The sequence below is a fragment of the Rhizobium sp. Root1204 genome (genome assembly GCF_001424965.1).
Lineage (GTDB): Bacteria > Pseudomonadota > Alphaproteobacteria > Rhizobiales > Rhizobiaceae > Pararhizobium.
Genome location: NZ_LMCZ01000043.1, coordinates 129,775 through 146,823, shown reverse-complemented (window position 1 = coordinate 146,823; position 17,049 = coordinate 129,775). Strand labels below are relative to the sequence as shown.

General features: G+C 59.6%; 14 protein-coding genes. 9 read left to right on the top strand and 5 right to left on the bottom strand.

The window, feature by feature from the left end; translation table 11 throughout:
• Positions 1-35 precede the first annotated feature (35 nt).
• Positions 36-1,244, top strand: a complete 1,209-nt coding sequence (locus ASC96_RS30050; RefSeq protein ID WP_060506722.1) for a lytic murein transglycosylase — start codon at positions 36-38, stop codon at positions 1,242-1,244.
• Here the strand turns inward: ASC96_RS30050 and ASC96_RS30045 are convergent.
• Positions 1,231-2,634: a cation:proton antiporter gene (locus ASC96_RS30045; protein ID WP_244482379.1), complete on the bottom strand. Its 1,404-nt coding sequence runs from the start codon at positions 2,632-2,634 to the stop codon at positions 1,231-1,233. The genes ASC96_RS30050 and ASC96_RS30045 overlap by 14 nt on opposite strands.
• Before the next feature lie 93 nt (positions 2,635-2,727).
• Here ASC96_RS30045 and ASC96_RS30040 point away from each other — a divergent pair, with 93 nt between their 5' ends.
• The gene (locus ASC96_RS30040; RefSeq protein ID WP_060506721.1) at positions 2,728-3,663 is read left to right on the top strand and encodes a DMT family transporter; all 936 of its coding nucleotides are present in this window, start codon (positions 2,728-2,730) and stop codon (positions 3,661-3,663) included.
• Between the two features lie 527 nt (positions 3,664-4,190).
• Here the strand turns inward: ASC96_RS30040 and metF are convergent.
• The 4 genes from metF to ASC96_RS30020 all read right to left on the bottom strand — a co-directional run bounded on the left by metF (position 4,191) and on the right by ASC96_RS30020 (position 8,846).
• A complete protein-coding gene (metF, locus tag ASC96_RS30035; protein ID WP_060506720.1) occupies positions 4,191-5,117 on the bottom strand; it encodes a methylenetetrahydrofolate reductase [NAD(P)H] in 927 nt (308 codons plus the stop codon).
• Between the two features lies 1 nt (position 5,118).
• The gene (locus tag ASC96_RS30030) at positions 5,119-6,147 is read right to left on the bottom strand and encodes a metalloregulator ArsR/SmtB family transcription factor (RefSeq protein ID WP_060506800.1); all 1,029 of its coding nucleotides are present in this window, start codon (positions 6,145-6,147) and stop codon (positions 5,119-5,121) included.
• A gap of 189 nt (positions 6,148-6,336) precedes the next feature.
• Positions 6,337-7,986, bottom strand: coding sequence for an energy-dependent translational throttle protein EttA (gene ettA / locus ASC96_RS30025; protein ID WP_060506719.1), 1,650 nt, complete (start codon positions 7,984-7,986; stop codon positions 6,337-6,339).
• A 92-nt stretch (positions 7,987-8,078) separates the two neighbouring features.
• Positions 8,079-8,846, bottom strand: a complete 768-nt coding sequence (locus ASC96_RS30020; protein ID WP_244482377.1) for a ribonuclease — start codon at positions 8,844-8,846, stop codon at positions 8,079-8,081.
• 191 nt (positions 8,847-9,037) lie between these two features.
• On the opposite strand from ASC96_RS30020, the gene ASC96_RS30015 reads away from it, so the two are divergent.
• From ASC96_RS30015 to ASC96_RS29985, 7 genes are all read left to right on the top strand, one after another.
• A complete protein-coding gene (locus ASC96_RS30015; protein ID WP_060506718.1) occupies positions 9,038-9,973 on the top strand; it encodes an alpha/beta hydrolase in 936 nt (311 codons plus the stop codon).
• A 13-nt stretch (positions 9,974-9,986) separates the two neighbouring features.
• Positions 9,987-10,937 (top strand): DMT family transporter, encoded by a 951-nt coding sequence (locus ASC96_RS30010; RefSeq protein ID WP_060506717.1) that lies wholly within the window; start codon positions 9,987-9,989, stop codon positions 10,935-10,937.
• Between the two features lie 36 nt (positions 10,938-10,973).
• Positions 10,974-12,620: a thiamine pyrophosphate-binding protein gene (locus ASC96_RS30005; protein WP_060506716.1), complete on the top strand. Its 1,647-nt coding sequence runs from the start codon at positions 10,974-10,976 to the stop codon at positions 12,618-12,620.
• A gap of 229 nt (positions 12,621-12,849) precedes the next feature.
• Positions 12,850-14,154, top strand: coding sequence for a sn-glycerol-3-phosphate ABC transporter substrate-binding protein UgpB (gene ugpB, locus ASC96_RS30000; protein ID WP_060506715.1), 1,305 nt, complete (start codon positions 12,850-12,852; stop codon positions 14,152-14,154).
• An 83-nt stretch (positions 14,155-14,237) separates the two neighbouring features.
• Complete coding sequence (gene ugpA / locus ASC96_RS29995; RefSeq protein ID WP_060506714.1) at positions 14,238-15,119, top strand: sn-glycerol-3-phosphate ABC transporter permease UgpA; 882 nt, start codon at positions 14,238-14,240, stop codon at positions 15,117-15,119.
• Positions 15,120-15,128: 9 nt separating this feature from the next.
• Positions 15,129-15,977, top strand: a complete 849-nt coding sequence (gene ugpE, locus ASC96_RS29990; RefSeq protein WP_060506713.1) for a sn-glycerol-3-phosphate ABC transporter permease UgpE — start codon at positions 15,129-15,131, stop codon at positions 15,975-15,977.
• On the top strand, positions 15,977-17,023 hold the full coding sequence (locus ASC96_RS29985) for a sn-glycerol-3-phosphate import ATP-binding protein UgpC (RefSeq protein WP_060506712.1): 1,047 nt from the start codon (positions 15,977-15,979) through the stop codon (positions 17,021-17,023). Before ugpE ends, ASC96_RS29985 begins: the two co-directional genes overlap by 1 nt.
• Positions 17,024-17,049: the final 26 nt, after the last annotated feature.

The window sequence follows — 17,049 nt, the reverse complement described above, 5'->3', positions numbered from 1 at the left end:
TTCGGCCGGTTCCGGCCTTACAACAAGGATTTGCGATGACACGCAGCACACTGCGCTCCGTTCTCTCGATCGGTTTTCTCACCCTTCTCACCTCCTCTGCGCTGGCACAGCAGCCGGCCACGCCAGCCGTTCCGTGCGGCGGCGATCTCGCCACCTTCCTTCAAGGCGTCAAGGCAGAAGCGGTTGCCAAGGGCATTCCAGCCGACGTCGTCGATCGTGCGTTGGCCGGTGCGGCCATTTCTGAAAAGGTATTGAGCCGCGACCGCGCCCAGGGTGTCTTCAAGCAGAGCTTTACCGAATTTTCCCAGCGCACCGTCAGCAAGGCCCGGCTGGATATCGGCGCCAAGAAGATGAAGGAATATGCTGCCGTCTTCGCACGGGCGGAGAAGGAATTCGGCGTTCCGGCTCCAGTCATCACCGCGTTCTGGGCGATGGAAACCGATTTCGGCGCAGTCCAGGGCGATTTCAACACCCGCAACGCCCTGGTGACGCTGGCGCATGACTGCCGCCGCCCGGAAATGTTCCGCCCGCAGCTGATCGCAGCCATCGAGATGGTCCAGCACGGCGACCTCGACCCGGAAACAACGACCGGCGCGTGGGCAGGTGAAATCGGCCAGGTGCAGATGCTGCCGGAAGACATTATCGCGCAGGGCATGGATGGCGATGGCGATGGCCACGTCAACCTCAAGCAAAGCTCGCCGGATGCTATTCTGACGGCTGCAAAGTTCATCAAGAGCCTCGGCTTCACCGCAGGCCAGCCCTGGATCCAGGAAGTCAACCTGCCGGAAAACCTGCCCTGGGAAAAAACCGGGCTTCAGACCGGCATGACCGCAGGCGACTGGTTCAAGCTCGGCGTCAAGCCGCGCGACGGCAACACCGCCTTCCCGCAGCTCGCCTCGTCGCTGGTCATTCCGCAGGGCCGCCACGGCGTCGCCTTCCTGACCTATCCGAATTTCAACGTCTATCTCGAATGGAACCAGTCGTTCATCTACACGACCTCGGCTGCCTATTTCGCCACCCGGCTTGCCGGTGCTCCAACCTATGACACCCACACCCCCGAACCCGGCTTGAACGACGAAAGCATGAAGGAGTTGCAGACGAAGCTGCAGGCCATGGGCCATGACGTCGGCAAGATCGACGGCATTCTCGGCTCAGGAACCCGTGCGGCGCTGCAGAAGGAACAGCAGCGCCTTGGCATACCGGCCGATGGCTGGGCGACGCAGGCGGTGCTTAGCGCTCTGTAATATCCGTTTCTGGCTTGATGTCAGACTTTGCCCGCCGCCGGCGGTGGCGGGCAAGACGCAATGCGCGGTAGCGCAACTTCAGCGACCAACGGGCAGCGGCAAGAGCCGCGCCACCTTTCGACACTTCGCTCAGTTCGCGTGCATAGGCGACCGCAAAGGCCTTGCGATAGGTCAGCAGATGTTCGGAAGCGATATTTTCCAATCGGTGCATCATGCTCACCCAAAGCGGCGAAACCAGCAACGACACCGCCGTAACGGCGATTGCCACCTTGTAGGTATCAAACTGCAGGACACCAGCACCAAGGCCCGCAGCCGCCAGCACGAATGAAAACTCGCCGATCTGCGCCATCGACAGTCCGGCGACCAGGGCCACCTGCGGCGACGAGCCGGTCTTGCGCAGCAGGAAAATGTTCAGCACCGTTTTTGCCGCAATGACGATCACTGCAGCACTGAGCACCGACCAGAAATTCTCGCCGATAAAGGTCAGGTCGATCAGCAACCCGATCGACAGGAAGAAGACCACCAGAAGCACGCTCTGGATCGGCTCGATCACCGGTATGACCCGGCTGCGCAGCGTAGAGTTTCCGATCACAATACCGGACAGAAATGCCCCATAGGCCGGCGACATGCCCGCAAGACCTGAAATGGCGGCAGCACCGAAGCAGACGGCAAGCGCGCCCAATGCCAGGATCTCGACCTTGTCCTCGACCGCCTCGCTATAGGGAACCCTCAATTTCCCGTGGCGGCCAAACCACCACAACAAGGCGGCCAGCATGGCAATGGCGATAATCATCTTGATTGCAATGGTGCCGAAATGCGTCTCCTCGCCGCCAAGGCTTGAGACCAGGATGAGCATCGGAACCACGGCAATGTCCTGAGCGATCAACACACCGACGGCGATCCGCCCGGTCTCGCTGCGCAGTTCCCCCATGTCTTCAAGCATTTTCATGGCGACGACGGTGGAGGACATCGCGATAACGAAGCCGAGGATCAACCCCTCGGCCATGGTTGCGCCCGTGATCAGCGCGATCAGCCCGGCCGCGGCGATAGCTGCGATCACCTGCCCGCCTGCCACGCTCAAGGCCTGCCGCAAGCTGAGCACAAACGCCTTGATCGACAATTCCATGCCGATGAAGAACAACAGGACGACGACGCCCATTTCGGCAAGCAGGGTGACATTGGCATTGTTGGAGATAAAGCCGAACCCCGTCGGCCCCAAGGCAACGCCCGCCAGGATGAACCCGACCAGCGGCGGCTGGCGCAGGCGCAGGAACCCCAGCCCGAGGATGGCTGCGACCGCGACAACGATCGCGATGGAGATCAGCCCCTGACCATCATGCGCGGCGGATATGGATTGTGTCGTCAACTGCTCCAGCAGATCGTCCTTCATATCTGTGACATGGTCGAGAATCGGGTGGCTAAAACCCAGGACAAGGCTTAACCCTCGGTATGTTCCGAATGAGGCAGGGGAAGGTCAAGTCACATGCACGCGAAAACGGACGGTCTGCAAAACCGAATGACGCTTGCCACCTGGGGGCTTCTGGCTCTGCTCGGGCTGATCTGGGGCGGTTCATTCTTCTTCGCACGCATCGCCATCCAGCATGTACCGGCGTTTACCCTTGTTCTGTTGCGTGTGGCGCTGGCCGCATTGGCGCTGCATATCTACATCTTCGGCCGTTATGACATCTATCGCGAACTCAAGGCGCGATGGCCGCAGTTCCTGCTGCTCGGCCTCATCAACAATGCCATTCCGCACACGTTCATCTTTCTCGGCCAGACGCAGATCGGCGCTGGCCTCGCCGCCATCCTCAACGCTACCACACCGGTCTGGACAGTGCTGATTGCCAACGCGCTGACGCAGGATGAAAAGCTGAGCCTGGCCAAGATCATCGGCTGCCTGCTCGGCCTTGCCGGCACCGCGGTGCTGATCGGCCCAAGCGCCCTGCCCGGTCTCACGCAGGCGGGTAGCAGCATACCGCTCTGGGCTTTGCTGTTTCCGGTGGCAGCCGCGATCAGTTACGGTTTTGCGGCAACGTACGGCAAGCGATTCCGGGGACTGGCAGCGCCAGTCACGGCGGCCGGACAACTCACCGCCTCAACGCTGATCATGCTGCCGCTTTCCCTGATCGTCGATCAGCCCTGGCAACTGGTCTTCCCGCCAATGACCTCCGTGCTGGCGATCCTGGCATTGGCCCTTCTGTCGACTGCTTATGGTTACATCCTGTTCTTCCGCATCATGAGCCGGGCCGGTGCCACCAATACGTCGCTGGTCACCCTTTTGGTGCCGCCAAGCGCCATTTTCCTCGGTTTCCTGTTCCTCGGGGAAACGCTGGAGCAGACCGATATTGCCGGCATGCTTTTGATCGCCGCCGGCCTTGTGGTGCTTGATGGCCGCCTCTTGCCCGGCCGCCGCACATGAACCCCAATGACGGAATCAAACTGCCGCCCGCGCTTCGATGATGTGTCCAATCGGCCACTCACAGCGCATTTCAGTGCGTTACATTAACCAAAGCAAAGGCATTGTGAAAAAATTGTGGCAGCGGCCAAAACCTCATTCAATCATGACCTTAACCCTGTGAACAAGGTTTGACGGCACCTCCGATACCGCAATGCAGCATAACTTTTCCTTTCATGCGTGACATTTTCCCCCTATCTTCCGGAGGTCAACGCAAGGAGGGCCGGTTATGGGAATTACACATTCGTTGAATGTCCTCATGATAAGTGCAGCGTTTGTATTTGTCGCAACGATGCTTTTCATCTGAAAGCATTAGCCACATAGTCCAATCGATAAAGAAGGACTTTAGAACCGCAATCCATTGCAGCAGCATCCAGCCAGGCAAGGCGCCTCGTGAAGGACCGCAAGCCTGAAGCTGACAAAGATAAAAGCCCTTGAAACCGTCCGGTCTCAAGGGCTTTTCTTTTATCGATGGCGCCGCATTGGCCTTCTCAGGCAGCGGCACCGGCTGACCGGGAAGGTACAGCAGCCGGCACTACCCGCTCAAATCCAACCAGATCGCACACGGCCGTCACCAGCGGCGAACGGTTCATCGTATAGAGATGGAAATCGCGAAGGCCGCGCCGTGCCAGATCGACGATCTGTTCGGCGGCGATATGGGTCGCTTCCTTGAAGCGCTCCTCCGGGCTTTCATCGAGATGGATCAGCCGGGTGATGATGGCCTCGGGCACCCTTGCACCACAGAGCCCGGCAAACTTGGTAATGCCCGCGAGGTTGTTGATCGGCATGATACCTGGAACGACAGGAATGGTGATGCCCGCCCGCCGGACACGCTCGAGATAGCGCTCGAAATCATTGTTATCGAAGAAGAACTGGGTGAGTGCCCGCGTAGCGCCATTATCGACCTTGCGTTTCAGCATGTCGATATCAGCATCAACATCCGGGCTTTCCGGGTGCTTTTCCGGATAGGCAGATACCGAGATTTCAAAATCGCCCTTCTGACGGATGGCCGCCACAAGGGCCGCAGCATTTTCGTAACCGTCCGGAAACGGCTCGTATCGGGCACCAATCCCCCCTTGCGGATCGCCGCGAAGCGCCACGAAATGGCGTACGCCGTTGCCGATGAATTCATCGACAATCGCATCGACTTCCGGCTTCGTCGCGCCGACGCAGGTCAGGTGGGCGGCCGTATTGGCAAAACCCTCATCATGGATCATCCGTTGCACGGCGGTCAGTGAACGTGCCTTGGTCGAGCCACCGGCGCCATAAGTCATCGTCACGAAGGCCGGATCGAAGGCAGACAGGTCTGCGACGGTCTGGAACAGGTGGGTTTCCATATCGTCGTTCTTCGGCGGAAAATATTCGAAGGAAAGCCGCAGGTTTCCGCGTTCGGCCGGGTAAAGGGTGTGTATCGCCATGTCATGTCCTCCCGGCATAGGCGAGAGCGCGTTTGCCCTCGGGTGTATCGATTGTAGCCGCCTGCCGCTGGTCGCGGGCAAGCCAGATGGTCACCGTCAACTGCCGGTCCCGGCCTGTGTCCGGGGTCAGATCCACCGTCTCCTCGACAGTCAGCCCGGCCTTCTCCAGCCAATCGGCCATCGTCTGGCGTGAAAAGCCGAGACGCATATGCGCATGCTCGTCACGCAGATATTCCAGTGTATGGGGGGCAAGATCGATGATCGCCAGCCGGCCGCCGGGGACAAGCATGCGGGCGGCCTCTGCGATCGCCGCCTGCGGTTGGGGCAGAAAGTGCAGGACCTGATGGATGGTGACGAGATCGAACTGACGGCCATCCAGCGGCAGATTGAAGATATCGCCATGCCGGATCGAAGCCTTGGTGATCCCAGCGCGGTCCAGATTGGCGCGGGCAACGGCCAGCATGTCGCGGCTGGCATCCACACCGACGCCACGGCGGTACAGCCCCTCGAAAAGTTGCAGGATACGGCCGGTTCCGGTCCCCAGATCGAGCAGACCATCGACAGGTTCGGTACCGACGACCTTTTTCAAGGCGGCCTCGACATCTGCTTCGCTGACATGCAGGCGGCGCAATTCGTCCCATTCGGCGGCATTGCGACTGAAATAGTCCTGCGCTTTTTCCGAACGCGCCTGTTTCAGCGCCGCCAGCCGCTCACCGTCGCGCGTCAACACCGCGTCGGCAACATCGGAAGCCGACAGCAGGTCTCGCACCAGCGCCACGCCAGCCCCCTCGCCTCGCAGGCGAAAATAGGCCCAGGCACCTTCCTGATAGCGATCAATCAACGCGACTTCCGCAAGCAGCTTCAAGTGACGAGAAATTCGGGGCTGCGATTGACCGAGAATTTCGGTAAGATCGGTAACGGTCAGGTCGCCGGCAGCCAGGAGCGCCAAAAGACGCATGCGCGTCGGCTCGCCAGCCGCTTTCAGCACATCCACCAACTCGTCCAGCCCCAGCCCGTGCTCTCGCGCCATCACCAACCTCATCAACACATAAAGATATGTTTATGTGATTTTCGGATTTTCCGCAAGTTGAAATGTGGCATTGGCCACAGGCTTCGGAACATGAAAAAGGCGGCCCAAGCGGACCGCCTTCGTCTCAATTCATCAGGCGAAACAAGTATCGGTTTCGCAACCCTGGTGCGACCAACGAGGCCCGCCCCTTTATCGCGTCAGGCGCTTGTAGCTGACGCGGCTCGGATTGACCGATTCCGGGCCAAGGCGGCGGATCTTGTCCTTTTCGTAGTCTTCGAAGTTGCCTTCGAACCATTCTACATGGCTGTCGCCTTCGAAGGCGAGAATGTGCGTCGCCAACCGGTCGAGGAACATGCGGTCGTGGCTGATGATCACAGCGCAGCCCGCAAAGTTTTCCAGAGCGATTTCAAGCGCTGCCAGCGTTTCCGTATCCAGGTCGTTGGTCGGTTCGTCGAGAAGCAGCACGTTGCCGCCGGCCTTCAGCATCTTGGCAAGGTGAACGCGGTTGCGCTGACCGCCGGAGAGATTGCCGACCTTCTGCTGCTGGTCGGTGCCCTTGAAGTTGAAGGCGCCGCAATAGGCGCGCGAGTTCATTTCCAGCTTGCCGAGCTTGATGACTTCGGCACCGCCGGAAATTTCTTCCCAGACGGTCTTGTTGCCATCAAGTGCATCGCGGCTCTGATCGACATAACCGAGCTTGACGGAATCACCGACGCGGAACGTACCGCTATCCGGCTTTTCCTGGCCAGTGATCATCCGGAACAGCGTCGTCTTACCAGCACCGTTCGGGCCGATGACACCAACGATGCCACCTGGCGGCAGCTTGATCGACAGGTCGTCGATCAAGACGCGATCGCCATAACCCTTGGTGATGTTTTCGGCTTCGATAACCACCTGGCCGAGGCGTTCGCCGATCGGAATGATGATCTGCGCATCGCCAAGACGCATCTTGTCAGCTGCTTCGACCAACTCGTCATAGGCCTTGATGCGGGCCTTCGACTTCGACTGGCGGGCCTTCGGGCTGGACGCAATCCATTCCTGCTCGCGGCTGATCGCCTTCTGGCGGGAGGCGTCTTCGCGGTTCTCCTGCGCCATGCGCTTGGCCTTGGCCAGCAGGTAGGCCGAGTAGTTGCCTTCGTAGGGAATGCTGCGGCCACGGTCGAGCTCGAGGATCCAGCCCGTGACGTTGTCAAGGAAGTAACGGTCGTGGGTGATCATCATCACGGCGCCGGGATACTGGCGCAGATGGTTTTCCAGCCAGCCGATGGTTTCTGCGTCGAGATGGTTGGTTGGTTCGTCGAGAAGCAGCAGGTCCGGCTTGGAGAGCAGCAGCTTGCACAAGGCGAGGCGGCGGCGCTCACCACCCGAAAGGTTGGTCACGTCGGCATCGCCGGGCGGGCAACGCAAGGCTTCCATCGCCATCTCGACCTGACTTTCGAGGTCCCACAGATTCTGGCCGTCGATGATATCCTGGAGCTTTGCCCCCTCTTCCGCCGTCTCGTCGGAATAGTTCATCATCAGTTCGTTGTAACGCTCGAGGATGGCGGTCTTGTCGGCCACCCCTTCCATGACGTTTTCCATCGCCGTCTTGTTCGGGTCGAGCTGCGGCTCCTGCGCCAGGTAACCCACCGTCGCGCCCTGGGCGACCCAGGCTTCGCCGGTATATTCCTTGTCGAGACCGGCCATGATGCGCAGTACGGTCGACTTACCGGCACCGTTCGGGCCGAGAATACCGATCTTGGCGTCCGGATAGAACGACAGATTAACATTCTCCAGCACCTTCTTGGTGCCGTAGGACTTGTTCAGCCCGGACATATGATAAATGAATTGACGTGCCATAGAGAGACTGCTCCGACGGAATGGGATTTTGCCCGCTATGTAGGCGAATTATCCCGGCGGAGCAATGAAGAAACCGGCTTTAGCCACGCCATTCACTCAATGCCGGCCGTATCGACGGCGCCTTTTGCACATTTGAAATCGGTATCGGCGGCCGCAAGGATCAGAGTTGAAAGGCCGGACATGGCTGAAACATCGCCCGCCAAGCCGATCGTCAGCCCGGTGACAACGCTGCGCGCACCGGCCTTCTCACACCGCATCCGGACACGATCACCCGATCCCTTGCCAAAGCTCTCGTCAAAGGCCTGTTTGACCTCGCGTTCCGTGACGTCCTGACCAAGCCGGGCCGCAAACAGGGCGCGCACCGCCGAGCCGTTGATTTCCTCGAGAAGACGAAGCTGCACCGAAAAATAGTCCTGCGCGGTGCTACCATGGCACGTGCCACTGCGCAGCCACTGATGCCGGTCGAGGCCTGATTGCGTTCCCGGCATGGCCACCATCAGCTTCGCGGCCGTCTCCTCCGCCATCGCCAGTTGCGGCAGGTCCAGCCAGTCGCCCTTGCGGTCGCGCGCTTTGATATCCGCAGAAACGCCGCAATAGCTCTTCTTCACCGGCCAAAGGCCGTGCAGGGAGAAATGGGTTGCGTCATAACGCTCCGAGGTCTGGCCGGCGCATTCCTTGCGGTTTGGCCGGGTTTCGCAAAATCCCGGCTGCCAGCTGATGGCGAAAATGTACTCGGTCTTACCTTTCACGGACGCGGCCTCCTCCGCCGCAAAGACCGGCGGCACAAACAGCACAGCGACCAGGATCATCCCCAGACGATGCAGAAACGGCACGAAGACAGTCCTCACATTTCCCGGCATATGGGCCTCCGCCAACAAGAACAAAACAAGATCATTTAGCGATTAAAACGGGAAAATTGCAACCAGAAATCCATGTGTGGCCGATTTTTCCTGACCTGATGTCAAACAAGCACCAAGCGCCGGTTGCCTTTGGCTGTTAAATCAAGTTGATAAAGATCAAGCGCAGAATTTCGCCTGGGAGGATCTAACGGGTGTTCGCCACGGTCGAAACGTTGCAAAGCCCAAGTGGAGCCGCCCTCGCCTGGCGCCATTGGCCTGCCAGCGGCCCGCATAAAGGCGTACTGCTTATCAGCCACGGACTGGCCGAACATTCCGCCCGCTATGCCCGTTTGGCCGAAGCCATGGCCACCCACGGTTTTAACGTCTATGCGCACGATCATCGCGGTCACGGCGCAACCAAAGCCGCCGATGCACCGCTTGGCCGCTATGCCCAGTCGCAAGGAACAACCAAGGTTGTCGAGGACGTCCGGGCAATGCGCGCGATGGCCGCAATCCGTCACCCTGGCCTTCCCGTCATCCTATTTGGCCATTCCATGGGTGGCCTGATCGCGCTGAATGCCGCAGAGGAAGACCCTGCTCTTTATGATGGGCTGGCTGTCTGGAATTCCAATTTCAATCCAGGCCTTGCCGGCCGCGCAGCGCAGGCCCTGCTTGCCATCGAAAAGATGCTGAAAGGCTCCGATGTGCCGAGCACGCTGTTGTCGAAGCTGACATTTGGCACCTGGGCCAAATCCATCCCCAATCGCAAAACCGATTATGACTGGCTGTCGCATGACCCGGTAGAAGTGGCAAAATACATCGCTGATCCGCTCTGTGGTTTCGATGCCAGCGTTTCGATGTGGATCGATCTATTCAAGCTGACTTTCGCCGGGGCAGAGCCGGACCGGCTGCAGCGGTTGCCGCAGGACCTGCCGATCCATCTTGTCGGTGGCGGCCAGGATCCGGCCACCAATGGCGGCCGGGAAATCTCGTGGCTGGCTGAGCGCATGAAAAAGGTAGCGTTGAAGCACGTGACGACAGTGGTCTACCCCACCATGCGCCATGAAACCTTGAACGAAATTGAGCGCGATGGTGCCATGCGGGATTTTGCCGGCTGGTGTCTTTCCGTCGCGGAGCAACGGAAATGAGCAAAGACCTGGCATGACCGGTATTCCCGCAAACCCGGCAACACGCAGCAACGACGTTTCCTTCGGCCTCAGCCTGATGGTCATCGCGGTGCTGATCTCGCCGCTGATCGATATTTTTGCAAAACTCGCAATCACCACCGTTCCCTCCGCAGAAATCACCGCCGTGCGTTTCGTCCTGCAGATGATCTTCATCCTGCCGATCGTCATCGTCCGCGGTACATTGTTCGATCTCACCTGGAAGAAAACCGGACTGCATATGCTGCGCGGCGGACTGCTCGTCGTCACAATGCTGTCCTTCATCACCACGCTGAAGGCGATGGAAGTGGCGGATGCCATCGCCATCTTCTTCGTCGAACCGATCATCCTGACCATCCTCGGCAGCATCTTCCTCAAGGAAACCATCGGCTGGCGGCGGTATACCGCCTGCGGCGTCGGCTTTTTCGGCGCGCTTCTGGTGATCCAGCCAAGCATGCAGGAAGTCGGCTGGATTGCGCTCTTGCCGGTTGTCTCGGCCTTCGGGCTTGCTGTGTTCCTGCTGGTCACCCGCATGGTGGCGCAGAACGAGGACCCATGGTCGATGCAGTTTCACGCCGGCGTCTGGGGCGCGCTGTTTTGCGCTGTCCTGCTGTATATCGGCGACGGCACCGGGTCGGAGATTTTCGATCCCGTCCTGCCGGATATGACCGCCAGCCTCTATCTGCTCGGCGTCGGCGTCACCGCAACGATTTCCGGTGTGCTCGGTGTCTATGCCTATCGCGCCGCCCCCGCCTCGGTGCTGGCGCCGCTGCAATATCTGGAGATCGTCTCGGCGACGATCTTCGGGTGGCTGGTTTTCGGCCACCTGCCCGATGCACTGAAATGGCTGGGTATCGCCATCATCATCGGTTCGGGCCTCTACATCATCTGGCGCGAACGCCGGGTCAACAAAACAGCGGGTATCGCGCCGGTCTCGCCGGCCATCTGACACAACATTTTCTAAGACGCTTTGGGAGGAGCAGACATGAAGACAGGCGGAGAATTGATCGTTGAGGCGCTGAAGGCAAATGGCGTCACGCGGGTGTCCTGTGTGCCGGGCGAAAGCTATCTCGCGGTGCTCGACGCGCTCTACGACACCGATATCGATGTCGTGGTCTGCCGTCAGGAAGGCGGCGCCGCGATGATGGCCGACGCTTGGGGGCGGCTGACCGGCGAGCCTGGCATCTGCATGGTGACACGTGGTCCCGGCGCCATGAACGCATCCGCCGGCCTGCACATCGCCCGCCAGGATTCGATCCCGATGATCCTGTTCATCGGCCAGGTCCAACGCGATGCCCGCGAACGTGAGGCTTTCCAGGAAATCGAATATCGCCGCGCGTTTACCGAAATCGCCAAATGGGTCGGTGAGATCGACGATCCCGCCCGTATCCCGGAATTCGTCACCCGTGCCTTTGCAGTCGCCACATCCGGCCGCCCCGGCCCGGTGGTCCTGACCTTGCCGGAAGACATGCTGACGCAGAAGACGCAAGCGGCCTCGGCAAAGCCCTATCAACCGGTGGAAAGCCATCCCGGCCCCGGCCAGATGCGTGAGTTGGAAGCCCTGCTCGCCAAAGTCGAACGGCCGATCGCCATTGTCGGCGGCACGCGCTGGAGCGAAAAGGCCGTCCTGCAATTTCAATCCTTTGCCAAACGCTTCGATCTGCCTGTCGGCTGCTCCTTCCGCCGCCAGATGCTGTTTGATCATCTTCATCCAAACTATGCCGGTGATGTCGGCATCGGCATCAACCCGGCGCTGGCCAAGGACATCCGCGAAGCAGACCTGGTGCTGTTGATCGGCGGCCGGTTCTCCGAAATGCCGTCTTCGGGCTATACCCTTCTGGACGTGCCCTATCCGCAGCAGACGCTGGTGCATGTCTATCCCGACCCCGGCGAACTCGGCCGGGTCTACCGTCCGGACCTGGCCATCGCCGCGTCGCCCGCTGACTTCGCAGCCGCCCTGGAGACGCTGACGCCGGCTCAGCCGCACAGGCAGTCGGAGCGAACGGCACGGATGCATCAATCCTATCTCACTTGGTCGACCCCGCCGGAAACCGGTCCCGGCGACGTGCAGATGGGACCGATCATGCGCTACATCGAAGCAAACACGGCAAAGGACACGATCTTTGCCAATGGCGCCGGCAACTATGCCACCTGGCTGCACCGCTTCCATCGTTTCCAGCAATTCAATACGCAGGCGGCGCCGACATCGGGTTCGATGGGTTACGGCCTGCCAGCAGCGGTTGCCGCCAAACAATTGCATCCTGAGCGGGAGGTCATCTGCTTTGCCGGTGACGGCTGTTTCATGATGCACGGCCAGGAATTTGCCACCGCGGTGCGCTACAACCTGCCGATCATCACGCTGGTCATCAACAATGGCATCTACGGCACGATCCGCATGCATCAGGAGCGGGAATATCCGGGCCGGGTCAGCGGCACCGATCTCACCAATCCGGATTTCGCTGCCTTTGCCCGCGCCTATGGCGGCCACGGTGAGCTGGTGGAAAAGACGGAGGAATTTGCCGGCGCCTTCGAGCGTGCCCGCCAAAGCGGCAAGCCGGCGATCATCGAGATCAGGCTTGATCCGGAGGCGATCACGCCCACGCGCACACTGAGCCAAATCCGCAATGGCTAATTAAGCATTCTCCGCCAGACAGTTATGCCGGAGAAAAGCCGGCATCTTTTGGTGGACAAAGCGCTTTCGGCTTCTATGTCTATGTGACAACATTGTGGCATCCGGGGCCTTGCATGGTTCTCTGTGCAGGCTTGGATGTCGTGAATTCCGCTATCGATCGAGGAGGATCGCCAGCGGAACGTGATGAAAGTGCACCGTATTCCGTTTGTCACCACCAGGGAGGAAAAACATGAGACGTTCATTTTTCACATCGACCGCACTCTTTGCGCTCTCGCTTACGCTGCCGGCGAGCGCCTATGCCGCGACCGATCTGCAATGGTGGCATGCGATGACAGGCGCCAACAACGAGGTCGTCAACCAGCTGGCCAAGGAATTCAACGAGAGCCAAGCCGAGTACACGATCACCCCCGTTTTCAAGGGCACCTATCCGGAAACGCTGAACGCCGGCATTGCCGCCTTCCGTTCGCAGCAGGCACCGGCGATCATCCAGGTTTTTGATGCCGGCAGCGGCGTGATGATGGGCGCGGAAGGCGCAATCGTTCCAGCAGCCGACGTCTTGCAGAAGGGCGGCTACACGTTCGACAAATCGCAATATCTTGCCGGCATCGTGGCCTACTATTCGAAACCGGACGGTACGATGCTGTCCTTCCCCTACAATTCATCCTCGCCGATCCTCTACTACAACAAGGATATCTTCCAGAAAGCCGGACTTGACGCCGACAACCCACCGAAAACGTGGCCGGAAGTGTTTGATGCTGCCAAGAAGATCAAGACCAGCGGTGCCGCCGCCTGCGGGTTTACGTCCACCTGGCTGACGTGGATCCAGACCGAGAACTTTGCCGCGTGGAACAATGTTGCCTATGGCACCCATGAAAACGGCCTCGGCGGCAATGACGTCAAGCTCGAGTTCAACTCCCCTCTCTTCGTTCAGCACTTTCAGTCCATTGCCGATCTCGCGAAGGATGGAACCTTCCGTTACGGCGGCCGGACATCGGAGGCCAAGCAGCTGTTCATGTCGGGCGAGTGTGCGATCCTCACAGAATCCTCCGGCGGCCTGGGCGATATCATCAAGTCCGGTGTGAAATACGGTATCGGCCAGCTCCCCTATTACGAAGGACATGGCCCGCAGAACACAATTCCCGGCGGCGCAAGCCTTTGGGTCTTCGGCGGCAAGAGCGACGAGGAATACAAGGGTGTCGCGCAGTTCTTCAACTTCCTGTCGCAGACCAAGATCCAGGCCCGCCTGCATCAGGTATCCGGCTACATGCCGGTGACGAATGCAGCTTACGAAGACACCAAGAAATCCGGCTTCTATGACAAGAACCCCGGCCGCGAAACGCCGATCCTGCAGATGATGGGCAAGGCGCCCACCGAAAATTCCAAAGGTGTGCGCCTCGTCAACCTGCCACAGGTGCGCGACATCATGAATGAGGAATTCGAGGCGATGCTGGCTGGCCAGCAGGACGCCAAGGCAGCGCTCGACAAGGCCGTCGAACGTGGGAACGCTGCCATCACCGAAGCCGTCGGTAACTAACCCTCCGGTCACCCGCCGCCCGCATGCGTTTGCGGGTGGCGGGGACGCCGTCTCGCTGCCCGTCCGCCGCTGGAGGAGAACCTTTGCACAACGTTGCGTTTCCCAACAAGATCCTGCCTTATCTGCTGATCGCGCCGCAGATCATCCTGACAGTCATCTTCTTTTTCTGGCCGGCCAGTCAGGCCCTGTATCAGTCCATGGTCCGGCAGGATCCGTTCGGCCTGAAAAGCGGGTTCGTCGGCCTTGCAAACTTCAAGGCGGTCTTGTCCGATCCGAACTATATTCACGCCCTGCAGGTCACGGTCGTCTTCAGTCTTTTGACCGCCCTTGTCTCCATGGGCGTCGCTTTGCTCCTCGCCACCGCCGCCGACAAGGTGGTGCGCGGTCAGGGTTTCTATCGCACGCTGCTGATCTGGCCCTACGCGGTCGCACCCGCGGTCGCCGGCATGCTCTGGCTGTTCATGTTCAATCCGGCAATGGGCACGCTCGCCTATCTTCTACGCCGCAACGGCTTTGCCTGGGATCCGCTTTTGAACGGCAATCAAGCGATGGCACTGGTCGTGGTCGCCGCCGCCTGGAAACAGATCAGCTACAATTTCCTGTTCTTTGTGGCAGGCCTACAGGCCATCCCCAAATCACTGATCGAGGCTGCCTCGATCGACGGCGCCCGCGGCAGCAGGCGTTTCTGGACCATCGTCTTCCCGCTGCTTGCCCCGACCACGTTCTTCCTCCTGGTGGTCAACACGGTCTATGCCTTCTTCGATACGTTCGGCATCATCCACGCCGTCACCGGAGGCGGTCCGGCCAAGGCGACAGAAACCCTGGTCTACAAGGTTTACAACGACGGCTTCGTCAATCTGAACCTCGGATCCTCGGCGGCGCAATCCGTCATTCTGATGGTGATTGTCATCGGGCTCACCGCCTTCCAGTTCCGCTTCGTCGAAAAACGGGTGCACTATGGTTGAGGGCAAGAGATGATCGAAAAACGTCCCATAGCCAACCTGATCGGCCACCTCGTCCTCATCCTCGGGATCATCATCGTTGCCTTCCCGATCTACTACACGTTCATCGCCTCGACGGCGACTTCCGAGGCGATCATCCGTCCGCCGATGTCTCTGCTTCCCGGCGGCCATATGGTGGAAAATTACACCGAAGCCATGGCCGGCGGCGTCGAGCGTGTTGTCGGGGTCAGCCTGGAACGGTTGCTCTTCAACTCTTTCGTCGTGGCGATCGCGATCGCCGTCGGCAAGATCGTGATTTCCTTTCTCTCGGCGTTTGCCATCGTCTTCTTCCGCTTTCCCTTCCGCATGGCGTTTTTCTGGATGATCTTCGTCACGCTGATGTTGCCTGTGGAGGTGCGCATCCTGCCGACCTACAAGGTTATCGTCGATCTCGGCATGATCGATACATATGCGGGGTTGACGCTCCCACTGATGGCGTCCGCCACCGCGACGTTCCTGTTTCGTCAGTTCTTCCTGACAATCCCCGGCGAGCTGGTCGAGGCGGCCCGCATCGACAATGCCGGGCCATTCCGCTTCATGCGCGATATTCTGCTGCCGCTGTCGCGCACCAATATCGCCGCGCTGTTCGTCATTCTCTTCATCTACGGCTGGACGCAGTATCTCTGGCCGTTGCTGGTTACCAACGATGCCAAGATGAACACGATCATCATCGGCCTGCGGCGCATGGTCGATTTCACCGACGCATCGACCCCCTGGAATTACGTCATGGTGACTGCGATCCTCGCCATCATCCCACCCATTCTGGTCGTGGTGCTGATGCAGCGATGGTTCGTCAAAGGTCTCGTGGATACGGAGAAGTAATGGCCAATATCATCCTGAACGACGTTCGCAAAAAATACGGCCCGGTCGAGGCCATCCAAGGCGTGTCCCTTGATATCGCCGATGGCGAATTGGTGGTACTCGTCGGTCCGTCCGGCTGCGGGAAATCGACACTCCTGCGCATGATCGCCGGCCTTGAAAGCATTACCGGCGGCACGATCTCGATCGGCGGCCGCGTCGTCAACGAGCTCGAACCATCCGAGCGCGACATCGCCATGGTGTTCCAGAATTATGCGCTTTATCCGCACATGACGGTTCGCCAAAATCTTGCCTATGGCCTCAAGAACCGCAACACGCCGAAAGACGAGATCGACCGGCGCATTGCCGACGCAGCAAAAGCGTTGGAGATCGAGCCCTTTCTCGATCGCAAACCGCGGCAATTGTCCGGCGGCCAGCGGCAGCGCGTCGCCATGGGCCGTGCCATCGTTCGTGAACCGGCGGCGTTCCTGTTCGACGAACCGCTGTCCAATCTGGATGCCAAGCTGCGCGTCCAGATGCGTGTCGAGATCAAGCGCCTGCAACGGGCGCTCGCCACCACCAGCGTTTACGTGACGCATGATCAGATGGAGGCCATGACACTGGCCGACAGGCTCGTCGTCCTGAATGCCGGCCGGATCGAACAGGTCGGCACCCCGATCGAACTTTACGAAAAACCACAAACGACGTTTGTAGCGACGTTTATCGGCTCCCCCTCGATGAATCTCCTGTCCAAAAAATGGTCGAGCGATTGGCGTATCGGCAACGGCCCTTCCCTACCGGCGGGCACAGCGACACTCGGGGTACGGCCGGAGGATCTGCATCTGTCGGCGTCAAATAGCGCAGACAGCGGCCTGACGATCGATGTGAAAGTGGCAGCTGTGGAACTGGTCGGCGCAGAGAGCTATGTTCACGGCACGCTGCCGGATCGCCAGCCAGTCGTCTTTCGGGTTCCCGGGCGGTCGAAGATCGGTCTCGATGATCTCGCCACAGTTCATGCAGCGTGGGAAAACCTGCACTTTTTCGATGACACCGGCCGGCGGCTAGCTTGAGACCCGTTGCTTGGTACGGTGCACAA

What these genes read in the sequence shown, in the direction of transcription:
- ASC96_RS30045 (WP_244482379.1), bottom strand. Translation starts at nt 2,634, where the DNA reads ATGAAGGACGATCTGCTGGAGCAGTTGACGACACAATCCATATCCGCC.
- ugpB (WP_060506715.1), top strand. Translation starts at nt 12,850, where the DNA reads ATGAGACGTTCATTTTTCACATCGACCGCACTCTTTGCGCTCTCGCTT.
- ugpE (WP_060506713.1), top strand. Translation starts at nt 15,129, where the DNA reads ATGATCGAAAAACGTCCCATAGCCAACCTGATCGGCCACCTCGTCCTC.
- ettA (WP_060506719.1), bottom strand. Translation starts at nt 7,986, where the DNA reads ATGGCACGTCAATTCATTTATCATATGTCCGGGCTGAACAAGTCCTAC.
- ASC96_RS30020 (WP_244482377.1), bottom strand. Translation starts at nt 8,846, where the DNA reads ATGCCGGGAAATGTGAGGACTGTCTTCGTGCCGTTTCTGCATCGTCTG.
- ASC96_RS30040 (WP_060506721.1), top strand. Translation starts at nt 2,728, where the DNA reads ATGCACGCGAAAACGGACGGTCTGCAAAACCGAATGACGCTTGCCACC.
- ASC96_RS30050 (WP_060506722.1), top strand. Translation starts at nt 36, where the DNA reads ATGACACGCAGCACACTGCGCTCCGTTCTCTCGATCGGTTTTCTCACC.
- ASC96_RS29985 (WP_060506712.1), top strand. Translation starts at nt 15,977, where the DNA reads ATGGCCAATATCATCCTGAACGACGTTCGCAAAAAATACGGCCCGGTC.
- ASC96_RS30010 (WP_060506717.1), top strand. Translation starts at nt 9,987, where the DNA reads ATGACCGGTATTCCCGCAAACCCGGCAACACGCAGCAACGACGTTTCC.
- metF (WP_060506720.1), bottom strand. Translation starts at nt 5,117, where the DNA reads ATGGCGATACACACCCTTTACCCGGCCGAACGCGGAAACCTGCGGCTT.
- ASC96_RS30005 (WP_060506716.1), top strand. Translation starts at nt 10,974, where the DNA reads ATGAAGACAGGCGGAGAATTGATCGTTGAGGCGCTGAAGGCAAATGGC.
- ASC96_RS30030 (WP_060506800.1), bottom strand. Translation starts at nt 6,147, where the DNA reads ATGGCGCGAGAGCACGGGCTGGGGCTGGACGAGTTGGTGGATGTGCTG.